Raw genomic sequence first — 20,159 nt, 5'->3', positions numbered from 1 at the left:
GTCATGCCTTCTGTTGAGTGTGTTGCACGAGCTTCGCCGGCACGCCGCCGATCGAACCCGCGCCCATCGTGATCACCACGTCGCCGTTCTGCGCGACCTTCGCCAATGCATCCGGCACGTCGTCGACCGTCGCGACGAACACCGGGTCAACCTTCCCCACCGCGCGCAGCGCACGCGACAGCGCGTCGCCGTTGGCCGTCGCGATCGCCGCTTCGCCCGCGGCATAAACTTCCGTCAGCACCAGCGCGTCGACCGTCGACAGCACGTTGACGAAGTCGTCGAAGCAGTCGCGCGTGCGCGTGTAGCGGTGCGGCTGGAACGCCAGCACGAGGCGGCGGCCCGGGAACGCGCCGCGCGCGGCCGCGATCGTCGCGGCCATCTCGACCGGGTGGTGGCCGTAATCGTCGATCAGCGTGTACTGGCCGCCGTCCGCGCTCGGCACCTCGCCGTAGCGCTGGAAGCGCCGGCCGACGCCGTTGAATTCCGCGAGCGCCAGCTGGATCGCGTCGTCCGCCACGCCGAGATCGGTCGCGATCGCGATCGCCGCGAGCGCGTTCTGCACGTTGTGCAGGCCCGGCAGGTTCAGCACCACCGCGAGCGGCGCACGGCCTTCGCGGATCACCGTGAAGTGCATGCGGCCGTCGCGCGCGTCGATGTCTTCCGCGCGCACCTGCGCGTCCGGCGACAGCCCGTAGCGCACGACCGGCTTCGAGATGAACGGGATGATCTGCCGCACGTTCGGATCGTCGACGCACACCACCGCGCTGCCGTAGAACGGCAGGCGCTGCGTGAACTCGATGAACGCCTGCTTGAGCCGCGCGAAATCGTGGCCGTAAGTGTCCATGTGATCGGCGTCGATGTTCGTGATGACTTCGATCACCGGATACAGGTTCAGGAACGACGCGTCCGACTCGTCGGCCTCGGCAACGATGAAGTCGCCCGTGCCGAGCCGCGCGTTCGCGCCGGCGCTGATCAGCCGGCCGCCGATCACGAAGGTCGGGTCGAGGCCGCCTGCCGCGAGCACGCTCGCGACGAGGCTCGTCGTCGTGGTCTTGCCGTGCGTGCCGGCGATCGCGATGCCCTGCTTCAGGCGCATCAGTTCCGCGAGCATCACCGCGCGCTGCACGATCGGCACGCGCTGGTGGCGCGCGGCCAGCACCTCGGGGTTGTCCGAGCGCACGGCCGTCGATACGACGACCGCGTTCGCGCCCTCGATGTTCGCCGCGTCGTGGCCGATCGCGATCCGCGCGCCGAGCGCCTCGAGACGATCGGTCACCGCGTTGCGCGACAGGTCGGAGCCGCTGACCTCGTAGCCGAGGTTGACGAGCACTTCGGCGATGCCGCTCATGCCCGCGCCGCCGATCCCGACGAAATGAATGTGTTTGACGATGTGTTTCATTGCAGTTTTTCCAGGTTCGCGCCGGCCGCCTTCGCGCAGACACGCGCGACTTCGTCGGTGGCCTCGGGCTTCGCCAGCGAGCGCGAACGCTCCGCCATGTCCGCGAGCGACGCCCGCGACTGGCCGCGCAGCCAGTCGGCGAGCAGTTCCGCCGACAGGTCGCGTTGTTGCACCAGCACGGCCGCGCCCGCATCGGCGAGGAACGCGGCGTTGGTCGTCTGGTGGTCGTCGACCGCGTACGGGAACGGCACGAACAGCGCCGCCACGCCCACCGCCGCGATCTCCGACACCGTCATCGCGCCGGAACGGCAGATCACGAGATCCGCCGCCGCGTACGCGCTCGCCATGTCGTCGATGAACGGCACGAGCCGCACGCCTTCGCCGGCCGCGAAACCGGCCGCTTCGTAATTCGCCTTCAGCGCGTCGATGTGCTTCGCGCCGGCCTGGTGCACGACGCGCGGGCGCTCGTCCGGCATCAGCAGCGCCAGCGCGCGCGGCACGACTTCGTTCAGCGCGGCCGCACCGAGGCTGCCGCCGACGACCAGCACGTTCAGCGGGCCGCTGCGCGACGCATAGCGTGCTTTGGGCGGTTCCGTGTGCGCAAGTTCCGCACGAATCGGGTTGCCCGTCCATTCCGCGTGCGGCAGCGCGCCGGGAAACGCGACGAGCACGCGTTTGGCCAGTTTCGCGAGCACCTTGTTAGTCAGGCCCGCGATCGAATTCTGTTCGTGCAGCACGAGCGGACGACCCGACAGCGCGGCCATCACGCCCGCCGGGAACGTGATGTAGCCGCCCATCCCGAGCACGACGTCGGGCCGCACGCGGCGCAGCGCGCCGAGGCTCTGCCAGCATGCGCGCAGCAGGTTGAACGGCAGCGTCAGCTTGGTCTTCAGGCCCTTGCCGCGCAGTCCGCCGAAGCGCACGTATTCCATCGGAATGCCGTGCTTCGGCACGAGCGTCGCTTCCATCCCGGCCGGATTGCCGAGCCACACGACGCGCCAGCCCGCCGCTTCCATCCGGTGCGCGACCGCGAGCCCCGGGAACACGTGGCCCCCGGTGCCGCCTGCCATCACCATCAGCGTGCGTCGCGACGCGGTCATACCTTCCCTCCCCGCATCAGGACGCGATTTTCATAATCGACCCGCAGCAGCACCGCGAGCGCGACACAGTTCAGCAGGATGCCCGAACCGCCATAGCTCACGAGCGGCAGCGTCAGGCCCTTGGTCGGCAGCAGGCCGAGGTTCACGCCCATGTTGATGAACGTCTGCGCGCCGAACCAGATACCGATGCCCTTCGCCGTCAGGCCCGCGAACGTGCGATCGAGCGCGAGCGCCTGGCGGCCGATCTCGAACGCGCGGCGCACGATCCAGTAGAACAGCAGGATCACGACCATCACGCCGACGAAGCCGAGTTCCTCGCCGATCACCGCGAGGATGAAGTCGGTATGCGCTTCGGGCAGGTAGTTCAGCTTCTCGACGCTGCCGCCGAGGCCGACGCCGAACCACTCGCCGCGGCCGAACGCGATCAGCGAATGCGTGAGCTGGTACGCCTTGCCCTGCGCATACCGTTCGTCCCACGGATCGAGATACGCGAAGATCCGCTCGCGACGCCACGGCGACAGCCATACGAGCATCGTGAAGGTGCCGACCGCCGTCGCGACCAGGCCGCCGAACAGCTTGCCGTTCACGCCGCCGAGGAACAGCACGCCCATCGCGATCGCGGCGACCACCATGAACGCGCCCATGTCCGGCTCGAGCAGCAGCAGCGCGCCGACGAGACCGACCGCGAACGCCATCGGCAGAAAGCCTTTCGCGAAGCTCTGCATGTACTCCTGCTTGCGCACCGTGTAGTTCGCCGCGTAGATCGTCACCGCGAGCTTCATGATTTCCGACGGCTGCATGTTCGTGATGCCGAGCGGAATCCAGCGGCGCGCGCCGTTCACGCCCTTGCCGACGTGCGGGATCAGCACGATCACGAGGCCGACCAGCGCGATCAGGAAGAGATGCGGCGCGTATTTGTCCCAGGTCGACACCGGCACGCGGAACGCGATCACCGCCGCGATGAACGCGACGACGAGCGACACGCAGTGGCGCATCAGGAACGCGTAATCGTGATACGACGCGTATTTCGGCGAATCGGGCATCGCGATCGACGCCGAATACACCATCACGACGCCGAGCCCGAGCAGCGCGATCGCGACCCACAGCAGCGAGTAGTCGAAGTCGAGCATCCGCGAGCGGCTCGGCCGCACGCCGTTGACGACGCTCGCGAGGCCGCCGGTCGCAGCGCGCGTGGCGGACGCGACGCGGCCGCCGGCGGCATTGCCGCCGGTGTCGCGCCGGTCGTTGAAACGGGAGACGAGGCGATCGGACCAGCTCATGGCGTCGCTCCTTTGTCGATGGCGACTTCATCCACCGCCGCGCGGAACACCTCCGCGCGATGGGCGTAGTTCCTGAACATGTCGAGGCTCGCGCACGCGGGCGACAGCAGCACCGCATCGCCCGGCTCGGCGAGCTCGGCGGCGGCACGCACCGCGCCTTCGAGCGTCGCGTGGTCCGCGAGCGGCACGCCGGTTTCGGCGAGCGTGTCGCGAATCGCCGGCGCGTCGCGGCCGATCAGCATCACCGCACGACACCAGCGCCCGACCGGCGCGACCAGCGGCGCGAAATCCTGCCCCTTGCCGTCGCCGCCGGCGATCAGCACGATCTTCTGCGCGAGCCCGTCGAGCGCGGCCACCGTCGCGCCGACGTTCGTTCCCTTGCTGTCGTCGACGTAGTCCACGTCGTCGATCGTCGCGATCACTTCGACGCGATGCGCCTCGCCGCGGTATTCGCGCAGCGCGTGCAGCAGCGGCGCTGCGGCCAAGTCGATCGCACGCGCGAGCGCGAACGCGGCCAGCGCGTTCGCCGCGTTGTGCAGCCCGCGGATGCGCAGCGCGTCGACCGGCATCAGGCGCTTCTGCGCGATGTCGGGCGTATGCGCGCCGTCGCGCTTGCGCCGGCGGGTCGTCGTCGTTTCGTCCGGCGCATCGCGGTCGACCGCTTCGACCAGCCACGCGATACCGTTATCGCGCGACAGCCCGAAGTCGCCGTCCTGCACCGGTTCGTTCAGGCCGAACGTGACCGTGCGCGCCGCATCGGCCGCGCCGGCGGCCGGCGCGAACTTCATCACGGCCGCGTCGTCGCGGTTGAGCACGCGCGTCGTCGTCGCGCCGAAGATCCGGCCCTTCGCGGCCGCATACGCGTCGAAGCTGCCGTGCCAGTCGAGGTGATCCTGCGTGATGTTGAGAATCGCGGCCGCGTCGGGTGCGAACGTGCGCGCCGTCTCGAGCTGGAAGCTCGACAGTTCGAGCACCCAGACGTCGGGCAGCGCCGTCTCGTCGATCGCGCCCGCGAGCCGGTCGAGCATCGCCGGGCTGATGTTGCCGGCGACGGCGACCTTCTTGCCCGAACGCTGGCACAGCAGGCCCGTGAGGCTCGTCGTCGTGGTCTTGCCGTTGGTACCGGTGATCGCGAGCACCTTCGGCTGGTAGCCGCTCGTGCCGAGCGCGCGCAGCGCCTGCGCGAAGAATTCCAGTTCGCCCCAGACCGCGATCGCGCGCTCGCTCGCGGCTGCGATCAGCGCCGCCAGCGCCGGTTCGAGCGGCGACAGGCCGGGGCTCAGCCCGACGATCTCGACGCCGCCGTCGAGCAGCGCGGGCGTGAACGGCCCGCCGACGAACTCCGCATCGATGCCTTCGGCCTGCAGCGCGGCAAGGTTCGGCGGCGCCTCGCGGGTATCGGCAATCCGCAGCCGGCACCCGTGCCTCGCGCACCACCGCGCGATCGCGAGACCCGATTCACCGAGCCCCAGTACGAGCACCATCGGCCGCTGCCGATCTCCAAACATCTCGCCAGACATCCTTGTTACCTTTCCTTTACCGCAGCTTGAGGGTGGACAGACCGAACAGGCACAGCATCAGCGTGATGATCCAGAAACGCACCACCACCTGCGTTTCCTTCCAGCCGGACAATTCGAAATGGTGATGCAGCGGCGCCATCTTCAGCAGGCGCCGCCCTTCGCCGTAACGCTTCTTCGTGTACTTGAACCACGACACCTGCAGCATCACCGACAGCGTTTCCGCGACGAAGATGCCGCCCATGATGAACAGCACGATTTCCTGGCGCACGATCACCGCGACCGTGCCGAGCGCGCCGCCGAGCGCCAGCGCGCCGACGTCGCCCATGAACACCTGCGCGGGGTGCGTGTTGTACCAGAGGAACGCGAGCCCTGCCCCGCCCATCGCGGAACAGAAGATCAGCAGTTCACCGGCGCCCGGGATGTGCGGGAACAGCAGGTATTTCGAATAGACCGAGCTGCCCATCACGTACGCGAACACGCCGAGCGACCCGCCGACCAGCACGACCGGCATGATCACGAGCCCGTCGAGGCCGTCGGTCAGGTTCACCGCGTTGCTCGCGCCGACGATCACGAAATACGTCAGCACGATGAAGCCCCAGACGCCCAGCGGATAGCTGATCGACTTCAGGAACGGCAGCATCAGGTCGGCCCGCGCCGGCAGCCCCATCGACAGGCCGCTCCTCACCCACGCCATGAACAGGTCGAACACGCGCACGTTGTTCGCCTCGGACACGCTGAATGCGAGGTAGACCGCCGCGAACAGCCCGATCACCGACTGCCAGAAATACTTTTCGCGCGACGACATCCCGCGCGGGTCCTTGTAGACGACCTTGCGGTAGTCGTCGACCCAGCCGATCACGCCGAAGCCGAACGTGACGAGCATCACGATCCAGATGAAACGGTTCGTCAGGTCGCCCCACAGCAGCGTCGCGACCGCGATGCCGATCAGGATCAGCACGCCGCCCATCGTCGGCGTGCCGGACTTGACGAGATGGCTTTGCGGGCCGTCCTTGCGCACGGCCTGCCCGACCTTCATTTGCGTCAGCTTGCGGATCACCCACGGTCCGCACACGAGCCCGATACCGAGCGCGGTGATGGTAGCCATCACCGCACGGAACGTCAGGTACGTGAACAAGCGCAAAAAGCTTGCGTCTCCCTGCAGCCATTGCGCCAGCGCCAGCAGCATGCTTCCTTCCTTCTACTCAGTGTGCGGCGGGCACCGTGCCCGCCGCGGGTTGGTTCGTCAGCGCGTCGACCACGCGCTCCATCTTCATGTACCGCGAGCCCTTCACGAGCACCGTCGCCCGCGCGCCATAGCCCGCCGCGAGCAGCGCCGTCACCAGCGCGCCGACGTCGCCGAAGTGGCGGGCCGTCTCGCCGTACGCCGTGCACGCATCGCGCGACGCATCGCCGAGCGCGAACAGCGCATCGATGCCGCGCTCGCGCGCATACGCACCGATCTCCCGGTGAAACGCCGGGCCTTCGTCGCCGACTTCACCCATGTCGCCGATCACCAGCACGCGCGGCGCCGGATGGGCAGCAAGCACGTCGATCGCCGCACGCATCGAATCGGGGTTCGCGTTGTACGTATCGTCGACGACCGTCGCGCCCGCGAGGCTGCCGGCGATCGCCTGCTTCACCTGGAGCCGGCCCTTGACCGGTTCGAACGACTCGAGGCCCTGCTTGATCGCCGAGAGTTCGACACCCGCGCCCAGCGCCGCGGCCGTCGCGGCCAGCGCGTTGCGCGCGTTGTGCTCGCCGAGCGCACGCAACCGCACCGTGACGGCGCCCGCCGGCGTGTCGATCGCGAGTTCGCCGCCGTGAAGGCGACCGACGACCTGCGCATCGTTCTGCCGTTCGGCGTCATGCAGTGCGAAATCGAGGATCCGGTTGCCGGTCGCCGCGACGCGCCAGATGCCCGCGTACGCATCGTCGGCCGGGAACACCGCGACGCCGTCCGGTGGCAGCGCATGGATCACTGCCGCGTGTTCGAGCGCGACGGCTTCGACCGTCGCCATGAATTCCTGGTGTTCGCGCTGCGCGTTGTTGACGAGCGCGACCGTCGGCGCGGTGAGGTGCGCCAGAACTTCGGTTTCGCCCGGGTGGTTCATGCCGATCTCGATCACCGCGAGGCGATGCGCGGTCGACAGGCGCAGCAACGTCAGCGGCAGCCCGACGTCGTTGTTCAGGTTGCCGGCCGTCGCGAGCCGCGCGTCGGTACCGACCGCCGCGGCGAAGATCGACGCGATCATTTCCTTGACGGTCGTCTTGCCGTTGCTGCCCGTCACCGCGACGAGCGGCAGCGCGAATCGTTTGCGCCAGCCGTGCGCGAGCGCGCCGAGCGCGGCACGCGTTTCGCCGCCTTCGATCGCCGGCATCGCGAGGCCCGCCGGCACGTGTGCGACGAGCGCCGCCGACGCGCCGCGCGCGGCCACGTCGCCGAGGAAGTCGTGCGCGTCGAAGCGCTCGCCCTTCAGCGCGACGAACAAGTCGCCGGGGCCGACCGTGCGGCTGTCCGTCGACACGCGCTCGAACGTGGTGTCCGGATCGCCGTGGACGGTGGCGCCGGGGATCAGGCGGGCGGCTTCGCCGAGACTGAGCATCGTCATTCGCCGCCTCCCTTGCCATGCGTCGCGCGTGCCGCGAGTGCGAGCCGCGCGTGATCCTGATCGGAGAACGTGCGCTTCTTGCCCATGATTTCCTGCGTTGCCTCGTGCCCCTTGCCGGCCAGCACGACGACATCCTCGCGGGCGGCGCCGCGCACGGCCTGCAGGATCGCGCTCGCGCGATCCTCGATGCGGCGTGCGCGATCGGGCGCGGTCATGCCCGCGATGACCTGGTCGATGATGCGCTGCGGATCCTCGCTGCGCGGGTTGTCGCTCGTGACGACGACTTCGTCGGCGAGCCGCTCGGCGATCGCGCCCATCAGCGGACGCTTGGTCGCATCGCGATCGCCGCCGCAGCCGAACATGCAGACGAGCCGGCCGCCGCGCGCCGCCGCGATCGGGCGCAACGCGTCGAGCGTCTTCTCGAGCGCGTCGGGCGTATGTGCATAGTCGATCACGACCAGCGGTTCGTCGTTCGCCAGCCGGCCGCCAAGGCGCTGCATGCGGCCGTTGACGGACTCGAGCCGCGCAATCTCCGCGACCGCCGCGTCGAACGGCAGGTCGGCCGCGAGCAGCGAGCCGAGCACCGCGAGCAGGTTGCTGACGTTGAACGTGCCGAGCGTGCCGACCTCGATGTCCGCGTCGCCCCACGACGAGCACAGGCGGAATGCCGTGCCGGTGGCGGTCGCGCGCACGTCGAGCGCGACCAGCTCGCGATCGGCGTCGGCCGCGTGCACGTCGCCGATCCCGTAGGCGATCGTGCGCACGCGGCCGGCCAGCTTCTCGAGCAGGCGGCGGCCGGCTGCGTCGTCGCGATTGACGACCGCCGCGCGCAGGCCGCGCCATGCGAACAGTTTCGACTTCGAGGCTTCGTACGCATCGAACGTGCCGTGATAGTCGAGGTGATCCTGCGTGAGGTTCGTGAACACGGCGATGTCGAATGCCGTGCCGTTCACGCGGCCCTGGTGCAGCGCGTGCGACGACACTTCCATCGCGACGGCCTTTGCGCCCGCGTCGTGCAGTTGCGCGAGGCTGCGCTGCAGCTGCGGCGCGTCCGGCGTCGTGAAGCCGGTCGGCACCAGCTGCCCCGGCATGCCGCTGCCGAGCGTGCCGATCAGCGCGCACGGCTGGTGCAGCGCCGTCAGCGCGGCCGCGATCCAGTGCGTGCACGACGTCTTGCCGTTGGTGCCGGTCACGCCGATGGCGAGCAGGCTGTCGCTCGGGTCGCCGTACCAGCCGCTGGCGATCTCGCCGGCCAGCTGGTCGAGCGCCGGCACCGCGAGTGCGACGGGTGCGGCCGGCGCGGCTGCGAGGCCTTCCGGCTGATACAGCACGGCGGCCGCACCGCGGGAGACGGCCTCGGCAATGAAGGCGCGATTGTCTGCCCCGTCGACCGCATAGCCGAGAAACACGTCGCCTGCCTGCAGGCTGCGCGTGTCGGCATGCAGTTGCGCCGCGGGGGCCACATGCTGGCGCAGCCACGCAAGCGCGGCCGCGATCTGCTGATGCGCCGGATGGGAACTGCGAGCGGCGCTCATCGAACAACTCCTGGTGAATTACGTGTCGTGCTGGATACGATCATATGCTTCGCACCGCCGCCGGCGGCGAGCTTTTGCGGGCCCGTCCTGGCGGGCGCGCCCGGCGTGTCGTCGGACACGACCAGTTGCTTGATCGGCATGTTCGGCGGCACGTTCAGCGCACGCATCGTATCGCCCGCGATCGCCGAGAATACGGGGCCGGACACCTGGCCGCCGAAGTGGCTGCCGGCGGTCGGCTCGTCGACCGACACCGCGATCACGACGCGCGGATTCGGCATCGGTGCCATCCCGACGAACGACGCGCGGTACTTGCGCGTGTAGCCGTGACCTTCATGCTTGTACGCGGTACCGCTCTTGCCGCCGACCCGATAACCCGGCACGGCCGCATCCGGCGACGTGCCGCCCGGCGCGACCACCGTCTCGAGCATCGCGCGCACTTCGCGCGCGGTGGTCGGGTTGAACACCTGCGTGCCCACGATCGGCTGATTGGGGTCGGTCTTGAAAATGGTCACGGGCATCAGCTCGCCGTCGTGCGCGATCGCCGTGTAGGCGCGCGCGAGCTGGAACAGCGACACCGACAGGCCGTAGCCGTACGACATCGTCGCCTGCTCGATGCGCCGCCAGTTCTTCCACGGACGCAGGCGGCCGGCCACCGCGCCCGGGAACCCGACCTTCGGCGCCTGACCGAGGCCGATGCTCGTATACATATTCCACATTTCCTCGGGCCGCATCGTCATCGCGATCTTCGTCGCGCCGATGTTGCTCGACTTCTGGATCACGCCGCCGACCGTCAGCGTGCCGAAACCCGCGTCGTCGGTGATCGGCGCGCCGTCGAGCACGAAATGCCCATTGCCCGTTTCGACGAGCGTGTTCGGCGTCACGCGGTGCAGGTCGAGCGCGAGCGACACCGTAAACGGCTTCATGATCGAGCCCGGCTCGAACACGTCGGTCATGATCCGGTTGCGCAACTGCTCGCCCGTCATGCGCGAACGGTCGTTCGGGTTGTACGTCGGATAGTTGACGAGCGCGAGCACCTCGCCGGTACGCACGTCGACCACCATCGCCGCGCCGGCCTTCGCCTTGAACTTCTCGACGGCGGCCTTCAGGTTCGCATACGCGATGTACTGGATCTTGCTGTCGATCGACAGGTCGACGTCTGTCCCGTTGTGCGGCGGAATCTGCTCGGCGACGTCCTCGACGATGTGCCCCATCCGGTCCTTGATCACGCGGCGCACGCCGGACGTGCCGGACAGCATCTTCTGGTCGCCGAGCTCGACGCCTTCCTGCCCTTCGTCCTCGACGTTCGTGAAGCCGATCAGGTGAGCGGTGATCTCGCCCTCCGGATAGAAGCGCTTGTATTCGTTGCGCTGATAGACGCCGGGGATGTCGAGCGCGGCGACCTTGTCCGCGATGTCGATCGGCACCTGGCGCTTCACGTAGACGAAACCCTTGTCTTCCGACAGCTTCACGCGCAGTTCCTTCGGCGTCATGCCGAGGAGCTTTCCGAGCTGATTGACCTTGTCCGCGCCGAGATCGTCCGGCACCGCATCCGGAATCGCCCAGATCGCGCGCACGGGCAGGCTCGTCGCGAGCACGAGCCCGTTACGGTCGAGGATCTTGCCGCGCGTGGCCGGCAGCTCGATCGTGCGCTGGTAGCGGCTTTCGCCCTGCTTCTGATAGAACGCGTTGCCGGGCCCCTGGATCCAGAACGCCCGCGCGGCCAGCGCGACGAACGCCATGAACAGCAGGAACACGACGAATTTCGAGCGCCACATCGGCAGGTGCACGCCGAGCACGGGGCTCGACGAGAATTTCACGTCCTGGCGCTTTTGTGCCGGCTTCATCGCGCGCCTCCCCCGCCCTTGGCGGCCGTCTCGGCCGAAGCCGGAATCGGTGCGTCGATCGCCTTCACGGCGCCCGGCGGCAGCGTCAGGTATTGGGTGCGACCCGTCGTGATCGCCTGCATCTTCAGCGAATCGTTCGCGAGTTGCTCGATACGCGACGTCTTCGACAGCGCGCTCTGCTGATATTGAAGCTGCGCGTAGTCCTGCTGGAGCTGACGCTCCTGCGACTGCGCGCGCTGCAGCTGGATGAAGATCTGGCGCTGCTGGTTCGTCGAGTTGACGACCGACAGCGCGCAGCCCATCACGATGATCAGCAGGAAGATATTGAAGCGGCTCATGGCGTGACGCGCTCCGCGATGCGCATCACGGCCGACCGGGCGCGCGGATTCGCGGCAACTTCCGCTTCGCTCGGAAACTGACGGCTGATGATCTTGAGCGGCGGGCTCGGGAGGTCGACGGCACGGATCGGCAGGCGACGATCGACCGCAGGCGCGCTCGCGTGCGCCTGCATGAATCGCTTGACGATCCGGTCCTCGAGTGAATGAAAGCTGATGACCACCAGCCGCCCCCCTTGCTCCAGCAACGACAATGCCGCGTCTAGTACGACTTGCAGGTCCGCAAGCTCTTGATTGACGTGAATCCGTATAGCCTGAAAGGTGCGGGTTGCCGGATCCTTGCCCTTCTCACGGGTTTTGACGACGTTACCCACGATTTGGGCAAGCTCGCCCGTGGTGTCGAGAGGCCCAAGACGGTCGGACTCTGCCCGGCGAGCAACAAGCGCCTTTGCAATCTGAAAAGCAAACCGTTCTTCCCCATAATCCCGTATCACCTCCGTCAATTCCTGCACCGAAGCCCGCGCGAGCCACTCGGCCGCCGACTCGCCGCGCGTCGGATCCATTCGCATGTCCAGCGGGCCATCCGCGCGAAAGCTGAAGCCGCGCGCCGGATCGTCCACCTGCGGCGAGGACACGCCCAGGTCCAGCAACACACCCGACACCTTCTCGACGCCGCGCGCCGCAAGCGCGTCGCGCATCGATGCAAAGCTGTCATGCACGATCGAGAAGCGCGCATCCTCGATGCGCTGCGCCGTCTCGATCGCCCTCGGATCCTTGTCGAACGCGATCAGCCGGCCGGCCGCCGCCAGCCGCGCGAGCACCGCGCGGCTATGACCGCCGCGCCCGAACGTACCGTCGACATAAATGCCGTCCGGCCGCGTCACGAGCGAATCGACCGCTTCGTCCAGAAGCACGGTCCGATGCTGCAATTCGTTTCCCATCGCGGGCGTCTCCGTCACCGCAATCAGAACGTGAAATTCTTCAGCGCGTCGGGCATGCCCTGCGCCATCGCTGCCTGCTCCTTCGCGATGTAGGTCTGCGAATCCCACAGCTCGAAGTGACTACCCATTCCCAACAACATGACTTCCTTTTCCAGTCCGGCCGCCATCCGCAGCTCGGGCGATACGAGAATCCGGCCCGCGCTGTCGAGATCGACATCCATCGCATTGCCGAGAAAGATCCGCCGCCACCAATGTGCATCCATCGGCAGCGCGGCGATCTTGGCGCGGAATACCTCCCATTCGGGGCGCGGAAACAGCAACAGGCAGCCGTCCGGGTGCTTGGTCACAGTCACCCGTCCTTCTGCCTGTCCTTGCAGCGCTTCGCGATAGCGAGCCGGCACCGACATCCGCCCTTTCGCATCGAGCGTCAGCGCCGACGCCCCTTGGAACACTTTCCGCTCTCCCGTTCAGGGCACCGAAGCACCCGCTCAACGCTCAAGAATTTAGCCCGAATAGCCCGCCAAATCACACAAAAATACACTTTCTCACACTGTCTCCCACTTTAGAGGAAGGGTTTGGCACGGTCAAGGGAGCGGCCCGGTTTTTTGACGAATTTTGTTAGTTAGAACAAGGACTTACGCGCACATGCTCATGCGGCCCCTCATACCAAAAACCGTTATAAATGAATGAGCTAGTGCAACTTGTGAAGGTGATACGTGAGAAAGGCGGGCCAGACTGGCGTGCGGACGGGGCTTTCGGGGGCGGGAAAACGCGGAAAAAACGGGCGGTATCGATGGGTGACGGAGGTGGGCGGCGTCATGCGCCGCCCACCTCCGAATGTCACAGATAGTATGCAGTCCGCGTCATGACTTTCGACGCGGCGCGCATCAGCATCCGCGCGGGCAGCGGCAGTTCGATCCCGCCGGCATCGGTCGCGGCCTTGCCGTGCTTCACCTCGTCGAGCCGCATCTGCTCGACGATCGCGCGCGACGCCGTGTCGGTCGCCGGCAGCTCGGACAAGTGTCCGTCGAGGTGGCTCTCGACCTGACGCTCCGTCTCCGCCATGAAGCCGAGGCTGACCTTGTCGCCCAGCGTGCCGGCGACGACGCCGATCGCGAGCGCGCCGGCGTACCACAGCGGGTTGAGCAGGCTCGGACGCGAATCGAGCTCCTTCAGCCGATGCGCGGTCCACGCGAGATGATCCTCCTCCTCGCGCGCGGCTTCCTCGAACATCGCCTTCGACGACGACGAGCGCGCGGTCAGCTTCTGCGCCTGATAAAGCGCCTGCGCACAAACCTCGCCGACGTGGTTCACGCGCATCAGCCCGGCGGCATGCGTGCGCTCCGCGGGCGTCAGTTCGCCGGCCGGCGGCTCCGCCGGCGCAGGCACCGGGCGGCTCATCCGGCTAATGCCGGTCAGCGATCGCAGGCCGCGATCGAATTCGCTGATCAGTTCGTCCAACACCATCCTGTTCTCCTGGCTGCGTGCGCTGCCGCGAGCGGCAACGGCACGTGCTCCGCTACGTAACCGACTTGATTATTCAGCGGAAATTGCGGTTAACCCGTGATTTTAACCATTGTTGCATAAAGGAAACATGGCAACCTTGAGCCACGGCATTTCGCTTTGTCGGAAAAATCGGCTTTGCTACATTACGTGCGACTTCTTGCGAAGTTGATGGGGCCCGTCAACACACCATAACTATCCGCCCCGCCAAAAAAATTCAGTGATTCTTGGAGATCCGTTAATGAAAAAGTCGCTTCTCGCGCTCGTCGCGCTGGGCGCGTTTGCTGGCGCTGCACATGCGCAAAGCAGCGTGACGCTTTACGGCATCATCGATGAAGGCTTCATCTTCAACAACAACGCCAAGGGCGGCCACCTGTACGGCCTGGCAAGCGGCGTGATGCAAGGCAGCCGCTTCGGCCTGCGCGGCACCGAAGATCTGGGCAGCGGCCTGAAGGCGATCTTCGTGCTCGAGAACGGTTTTGACGTCAACTCCGGCAAGCTCGGCCAGGGCGGCCTGATGTTCGGCCGCCAGGCTTACGTCGGCCTGTCGAGCCAGTACGGTACGGTCACGCTGGGTCGCCAGTACGACTCCGTCGTCGACTTCGTCGGCCCGCTCGAGGCAGGCGACCAGTGGGGCGGCTACATCGCCGCTCACCCGGGCGACCTCGACAACTTCAACAACGCTTACCGTGTGAACAACGCGGTCAAGTACACGAGCCCGACCTACGGCGGCTTCTCGTTCGGCGGCCTGTACAGCTTCGGCGGTCAAGCCGGCCAGTTCTCGAAGAACCAGGTCTGGTCGCTCGGCGCCGGTTACAACAACGGCCCGCTGGTGTTGGGTGTCGGCTACTTGAACGCACGTACGCCGGCGAACTTCGGCGGCATGTTCAATACGGGCGCGTCGGCTGCGGCGACGGCCGTGTCGTCGCCCGTGTACGGCGCGTATGCGAACAGCGCGAACACGTACCAGGTCATCGGTGCGGGCGGCGCATACACGTTCGGCGCAGCGACGATCGGCGCGACGTACTCGAACACGAAGTTCAAGGGCTTCTCGGTCGGTCCGTTCGTGAACCAGACCGCGACCTTCAACAACGGCGAAATCAACTTCAAGTATCAGCTGACCCCGGCATTGATCGTCGGCGCGGCGTACGACTACACGCAAGGCAGCAAGATCGACGGCAACTCGGCAGCCAAGTACCATCAGGGCTCGCTGGGCGTCGACTACTTCCTGTCGAAGCGCACGGACGTCTACGTGATCGGCGTGTACCAGCATGCATCGGGCAACACGCTCGACTCGGCAGGCAACGTCGTTCAGGCACATGCTTCGATCAACGGTCTCGATCCGTCGACGACCAGCAACCAAGTCGCAGCGCGTGTCGGTATCCGTCACAAGTTCTAATCAGCTTGCCTGACAAGCCGCAGCATCTTGAAGGCGCCTTCGGGCGCCTTTTCTTTTGGGGCTGCGAAGCGGTGTGCGGTGTGCGGTGTGCGGTGTGCGGTGTGCGGTGTGCGGTGTGCGGTGTGCGGTGTGCGGTGTGCGGTGTGCGGTGTGCGGTGTGCGGTGTGCGGTGTGCGGAATGATCGCCAGGTAACGCGCTCATGGCGACGAATCGTTCGCGATGCTGACTCGACACGAATGCCACGGTTTGCCGACTCCGGCATGCAGCGAAGTGCCGCCCACGTTCGAATCGAATCGGCTGCGGGCTGCCCGACCGGGGCGCTCCGCCCGCCGCGGCGCGCCCGGACGAACGCGAGCCGTTCCGATGTGGCGCGGCAGCCCTGATGCGCACCACAAACAAAAGAGCCCGGCACAGACCGGGCTCCTTCGTTCGACTTGAGTGTTACGCGCGTCCGTCGCGCAGCTCGCGCCGCAGGATCTTGCCGACGTTCGTCTTAGGCAGCTCCGTGCGGAACTCGACGAGTTTCGGCCGCTTGTAACCGGTGAGCCGCTCCTTGCAGTACGCGAGGATGTCCTTGTCGGTCAGCGCCGGATCCTTCTTCACGACGAACAGCTTCACGGCTTCGCCCGAGTGCTCGTCCGGAACACCGACCGCCGCCACCTCGAACACCCCCGGATGCGACGCCACCACGTCCTCGACCTCGTTCGGATACACGTTGAAACCGGATACCAGGATCATGTCCTTCTTCCGGTCGACGATCTTCACGTAACCGCGCGCGTCCATCACGCCGACGTCACCGGTCTTGAAGAAACCGTCCGCGAACATGACCTTCGCGGTTTCTTCCGGGCGGTTCCAGTAGCCGGCCATGACCTGCGGCCCGCGGATGCAGATCTCGCCCGGCTCGCCGAGCGCGACGTCATTGCCGGCGTCGTCGCGGATGGCAATTTCGGTCGACGGCAGCGGCAGGCCGATCGTCCCGCTGTACTCGGTCGCCGTCACGGGGTTGCAGGTCGCGACCGGCGACGTTTCGGACAGGCCGTACCCTTCGATGATCGCCGTTTGGGTCTTCTCGTACCAGCGCTTCGCGACGCCTTCCTGGATCGCCATGCCACCGCCGTTGGCGATCACGAGCTTCGACAGGTCGAGCTGGTTGAATTCGGGATGGTTCAGCAGTGCGTTGTACAGCGTGTTGACGGCAGGAATCGTCGAGATCTGGTATCCCTTCAGTTCCTTGATCATGCCGCCGATGTCGCGCGGATTCGGAATCAGGATGCCCATGCCGCCCGTGCGCATCGTCAGGAAGCCGCAGACCGTCAGCGCGAACACGTGATAGAGCGGCAGCGCGACAACCGTCACGAATTGCTTCACCTCCGGGTACTTCGCGTGCGCGGGATGGTGCCAGGCGCCGGCCTGCAGCACGTTCGACACGATGTTCCGGTGCAGCAGCGTCGCACCCTTCGCGACACCGGTCGTACCGCCCGTGTACTGGAGGAACGCGACGTCGTCTGGGCCGAGCTTCGGCGGCTTGAAGGTCTGCCGCGCCCCTTCGGACAGCGCGGCCTTGAAGCGCGTGAACGACGGGAGCTGCCAGGCCGGCACCATCTTCTTCACGTTGCGTACGACGTAATTGACGAGCCAGCCCTTGATGCCCAGCAGGTCGCCCATCGACGCGACCACGACATGCTTGACGGCGGTATTGGCGATAACGGCCTGCAACGTCGACGCGAAATTCTCGAGAATGACGATCGCCTCGGCCCCGCTGTCCTTCAGCTGATGTTCGAGCTCGCGCGGCGTATAGAGCGGGTTGACGTTGACGACGGTGTAGCCCGCGCGGAGCACGGCAACGATCGCCACCGGGTACTGCAGCACGTTCGGCATCATGAGCGCGACGCGTGCGCCGCGCTTCAGGCCACGCGACTGCAGCCACGCGCCGAACCGGCGCGACAGTGCATCGAGTTCGCCGTACGTGATGCTCTTGCCCATGCAGACGAACGCCTTGCGGTCGCGATACTGCCTGAAGCTCTCGTCGAGGAGATCCGGGACGGAAGGATATGGAGACGCGTCGATTTCGGCTGGAACGCCGGGTGGGTACGATTTCAGCCAAATTTTGTCCATACCGCGCGTCTCCTCACTGATTTTCGAATGGTCGTGCTAAAACGCATCGTAGCGGCTCGCCCGTCCTGAGACAACAGGGTTAGATGTCCACTTCGAACTTTCGAACGCATTCGTCCGATCATATCTGGAAGTTCCGTCAAATCCGCTCAACTTCAACCAAACAATCGTAAAAGGTCGCCGAGTTGCCGAGGTCGGTCAGCGCCTGGCTCGTCACTTCGTTCGCGTTCCGACCGTCCGCCGACAATTTCTTCCACCAGATCGACAGTCCGACGACGAGCCCCGCCCGCGCACGATCGGTCACTCTTGCGACCGCCTGCATCGATCCGCGGTCGTTGAATATGCGTACGACGTCGCCCTCCGCGATGCCGCGCGCATCGGCGTCGGCCGGGTGAATATCGAGATGCGGCTGGCCTTCCGTGCTGCGCAGGCTGTCCACGTTCACGAACGTGCTGTTCAGGAAGTGCCGGGCCGGCGGCGAAATCATCGCGAGCGGGTAGCGGGCGGCAAGCTCAGGCGCCGCCTCCGCCGATTCGAACGGCGGCAGGTAATCGGGCACCGGGTCCATGCCCATCTGCTCGAGTCGCGCGCTGTAGAACTCGCATTTGCCGGACGGTGTGCGAAAGCCGCCATTCGCGAAAGGCGCGTCCGCAACCTTGAGCTTCAGCCAGCCGGCACGCTTCAACGTCTCCCAGTCGCTGTCGAGTGCCGGATCGTCCCAGCGAAGCGCCGCCTGCGCGACCTCTTCGTCGCTGTGATAAAGCGCGGGCTCGTCCAGCCCCATGCTGCGCGCGATGCCGCGAAAGATTTCGGTGTTCGGTCGTGCGTCGCCGACCGGCGGAATCGCCGGCAGATTCGCCATCACATAGGTGTGGCCGTACGACTTGTGGACGTCGAGATGCTCGAGCTGCGTCGTGGCCGGCAACACAATGTCGGCGAAGTCGACGGTATCTGTCTTGAAGTGCTCGAGAACGACCGTGAACAGGTCTTCGCGCGCGAACCCGGCGGCGACTTTCGACGAGTCGGGGGCAACCGCAACCGGATTCGAGTTGTAGACGATCACTGCTTCGACCTTCGGCCCGAAAGTCGCGTCGCCCGGATGCAGCAGTGCATCGCCGATGGCATTCATGTTGATGATGCGCGGCAGTTTCTGCGGCCAGCCGGGCATCAGATCGGGGCGCAGCAGCGCCGCCTGATTGACCGGTGCAGATTCCGACGACGACAGCAGCAGCCCGCCGGCCCGGTCGCGCCACGCGCCCGTCAGCGCAGGCAGGCTCGCAATCGCGCGCACGGCGTTGCCGCCCCCGCGCACGCGCTGCATGCCGTAATTGAGGCGGATCGATGCCTTGCGGGTCGCGCCGTAACGACGTGCGAGTTCGATCAGTTCCGACGCCTCGATGCCGCAGATTTGCGCGACACGCTCCGGCGGATAGGACAGGGCTCGCGCCTTGAGCGCATCGAAGCCGAGCGTATGGCGTGCGATGTAGTCGTGATCGAGCAGATCCTCGGTGATCAGCACATGCATCATGCCGAGCGCGAACGCTCCGTCGGTGCCCGGTTTCAATGCGATGTGCTGATGGCATTTCTCGGCCGTCAGCGAGCGGTAGGGATCGATTGCGACGAGACGGGCACCGCGACGCTTGGCTTCCTGCGCACGGGTCCAGAAATGCAGGCTGGAGGCGATCGGGTTGGCGCCCCAGATCAGGATCAACTCGCTTTCCTCGAAATGCTCGAGATGCATGCCGACGCTTCCGCCATACGTATAGCGCAACCCTGCTGCGCCGGCCGCCGCGCAGATGGCCCGCTCGAGCCGGGACGCACCGAGTTTATGGAAGAACCGCTGGGCGATGCCTTCGCCCTGCACGAGCCCCATCGTTCCCGCGTAGCTGTACGGCAGGATCGCCTCCGGCGCGCGCGCGGCGATTTCGCCGAGACGACGACCGATCTCGTCGAATGCTTCGCTCCAGCTGATCGGCACGAAGCGCCCCTCCCCCTTCGCGCCCACGCGCTTGAGGGGCACAGTGAGTCGGTCGGGATGATGAACGCGGTCGGCGTATCGGCTGACTTTCGTACACAGCACGCCTTGCGTCGGCGGATGGTCGGGATCGCCCGCGACCTTGATCGCCCGACCGTTTTCGACGGTCACACGCATTGCGCACGTGTCCGGACAATCGTGCGGGCATACGGCCCGAGCTATCTGAGTGGCGGCGTTCATCGTTCTGGATGCTACTGGGGTGGAGATTCGCAAATTCTACGTGGACGAGCCGAATAAGGCGTCATTTCGCACGAGTTTCCGGCCTATTTGGCGAAAAAGCGGTGGCGGCCGATGGCGAATATCGATACGGGACGAACTTTGAAAAGTCGGTGCGACGATGTGGAGCGGGTATGAATGGTGCCAGGCCAGCGGCTTCGCCGAGTTCGCGCGAGTCGATTATTGACCGAAGATAGAAGCGAACAAGCGGGCAAATGGTCCTGGAGGATGGAAAGTGGATATGCGTTGCGGCTTGAGCAACAAACGGGAGAGATTCGACGGCTCGAGATCGCGCATTTCTGCGCCGCAAATGCAAAAACCCCCGCCTTT

General features: G+C 66.3%; 16 protein-coding genes. 2 read left to right on the top strand and 14 right to left on the bottom strand.

Annotation, left to right across the window (positions count from 1 at the left end):
• Position 1 precedes the first annotated feature (1 nt).
• The 12 genes from murC to coq7 form a co-directional block, all read right to left on the bottom strand.
• The gene (gene murC / locus U4Z64_RS10125; RefSeq protein WP_321819898.1) at positions 2 to 1,399 is read right to left on the bottom strand and encodes a UDP-N-acetylmuramate--L-alanine ligase; all 1,398 of its coding nucleotides are present in this window, start codon (positions 1,397 to 1,399) and stop codon (positions 2 to 4) included.
• Entirely contained in the window at positions 1,396 to 2,499 is a 1,104-nt protein-coding gene (gene murG, locus U4Z64_RS10120; protein ID WP_321819897.1) for an undecaprenyldiphospho-muramoylpentapeptide beta-N-acetylglucosaminyltransferase, read from the bottom strand. Before murG ends, murC begins: the two co-directional genes overlap by 4 nt.
• On the bottom strand, positions 2,496 to 3,779 hold the full coding sequence (ftsW, locus tag U4Z64_RS10115; RefSeq protein ID WP_044844236.1) for a putative lipid II flippase FtsW: 1,284 nt from the start codon (positions 3,777 to 3,779) through the stop codon (positions 2,496 to 2,498). The genes murG and ftsW overlap by 4 nt, the downstream gene beginning before the upstream one ends.
• On the bottom strand, positions 3,776 to 5,287 hold the full coding sequence (murD, locus tag U4Z64_RS10110; protein ID WP_321819896.1) for a UDP-N-acetylmuramoyl-L-alanine--D-glutamate ligase: 1,512 nt from the start codon (positions 5,285 to 5,287) through the stop codon (positions 3,776 to 3,778). Before murD ends, ftsW begins: the two co-directional genes overlap by 4 nt.
• Before the next feature lie 28 nt (positions 5,288 to 5,315).
• Positions 5,316 to 6,485, bottom strand: a complete 1,170-nt coding sequence (gene mraY / locus U4Z64_RS10105) for a phospho-N-acetylmuramoyl-pentapeptide-transferase (RefSeq protein WP_006752439.1) — start codon at positions 6,483 to 6,485, stop codon at positions 5,316 to 5,318.
• A gap of 16 nt (positions 6,486 to 6,501) precedes the next feature.
• Positions 6,502 to 7,908: a UDP-N-acetylmuramoyl-tripeptide--D-alanyl-D-alanine ligase gene (locus U4Z64_RS10100; protein ID WP_321819895.1), complete on the bottom strand. Its 1,407-nt coding sequence runs from the start codon at positions 7,906 to 7,908 to the stop codon at positions 6,502 to 6,504.
• Positions 7,905 to 9,443 (bottom strand): UDP-N-acetylmuramoyl-L-alanyl-D-glutamate--2,6-diaminopimelate ligase, encoded by a 1,539-nt coding sequence (locus U4Z64_RS10095; protein WP_321819894.1) that lies wholly within the window; start codon positions 9,441 to 9,443, stop codon positions 7,905 to 7,907. Before U4Z64_RS10095 ends, U4Z64_RS10100 begins: the two co-directional genes overlap by 4 nt.
• Positions 9,440 to 11,287 (bottom strand): penicillin-binding protein 2, encoded by a 1,848-nt coding sequence (locus tag U4Z64_RS10090; RefSeq protein ID WP_321819893.1) that lies wholly within the window; start codon positions 11,285 to 11,287, stop codon positions 9,440 to 9,442. Before U4Z64_RS10090 ends, U4Z64_RS10095 begins: the two co-directional genes overlap by 4 nt.
• Complete coding sequence (gene ftsL / locus U4Z64_RS10085; RefSeq protein WP_044844241.1) at positions 11,284 to 11,625, bottom strand: cell division protein FtsL; 342 nt, start codon at positions 11,623 to 11,625, stop codon at positions 11,284 to 11,286. The genes U4Z64_RS10090 and ftsL overlap by 4 nt, the downstream gene beginning before the upstream one ends.
• On the bottom strand, positions 11,622 to 12,563 hold the full coding sequence (rsmH, locus tag U4Z64_RS10080; RefSeq protein ID WP_044844251.1) for a 16S rRNA (cytosine(1402)-N(4))-methyltransferase RsmH: 942 nt from the start codon (positions 12,561 to 12,563) through the stop codon (positions 11,622 to 11,624). The genes ftsL and rsmH overlap by 4 nt, the downstream gene beginning before the upstream one ends.
• Before the next feature lie 23 nt (positions 12,564 to 12,586).
• Entirely contained in the window at positions 12,587 to 13,015 is a 429-nt protein-coding gene (gene mraZ / locus U4Z64_RS10075) for a division/cell wall cluster transcriptional repressor MraZ (RefSeq protein WP_006400450.1), read from the bottom strand.
• A 388-nt stretch (positions 13,016 to 13,403) separates the two neighbouring features.
• Positions 13,404 to 14,030, bottom strand: coding sequence for a 2-polyprenyl-3-methyl-6-methoxy-1,4-benzoquinone monooxygenase (gene coq7, locus U4Z64_RS10070; RefSeq protein WP_124488218.1), 627 nt, complete (start codon positions 14,028 to 14,030; stop codon positions 13,404 to 13,406).
• A gap of 277 nt (positions 14,031 to 14,307) precedes the next feature.
• Here coq7 and U4Z64_RS10065 point away from each other — a divergent pair, with 277 nt between their 5' ends.
• Positions 14,308 to 15,465, top strand: a complete 1,158-nt coding sequence (locus tag U4Z64_RS10065; RefSeq protein ID WP_044844243.1) for a porin — start codon at positions 14,308 to 14,310, stop codon at positions 15,463 to 15,465.
• Between the two features lie 442 nt (positions 15,466 to 15,907).
• Here U4Z64_RS10065 and U4Z64_RS10060 read toward each other — a convergent pair whose 3' ends face one another.
• The gene (locus U4Z64_RS10060; RefSeq protein WP_257768783.1) at positions 15,908 to 17,581 is read right to left on the bottom strand and encodes a long-chain fatty acid--CoA ligase; all 1,674 of its coding nucleotides are present in this window, start codon (positions 17,579 to 17,581) and stop codon (positions 15,908 to 15,910) included.
• A gap of 136 nt (positions 17,582 to 17,717) precedes the next feature.
• The gene (locus tag U4Z64_RS10055; RefSeq protein WP_321819892.1) at positions 17,718 to 19,793 is read right to left on the bottom strand and encodes a molybdopterin oxidoreductase family protein; all 2,076 of its coding nucleotides are present in this window, start codon (positions 19,791 to 19,793) and stop codon (positions 17,718 to 17,720) included.
• A 174-nt stretch (positions 19,794 to 19,967) separates the two neighbouring features.
• Here U4Z64_RS10055 and U4Z64_RS10050 point away from each other — a divergent pair.
• On the top strand, positions 19,968 to 20,159 hold a 192-nt coding region (locus tag U4Z64_RS10050), incomplete at its 3' end, for a hypothetical protein (RefSeq protein WP_321819891.1).

It is taken from the genome of Burkholderia sp. BCC1996, assembly GCF_905339955.1.
Lineage (GTDB): Bacteria > Pseudomonadota > Gammaproteobacteria > Burkholderiales > Burkholderiaceae > Burkholderia.
Note: the sequence above shows the minus strand (reverse complement) of the source record. Positions and strands in the feature narration are given on the sequence as shown.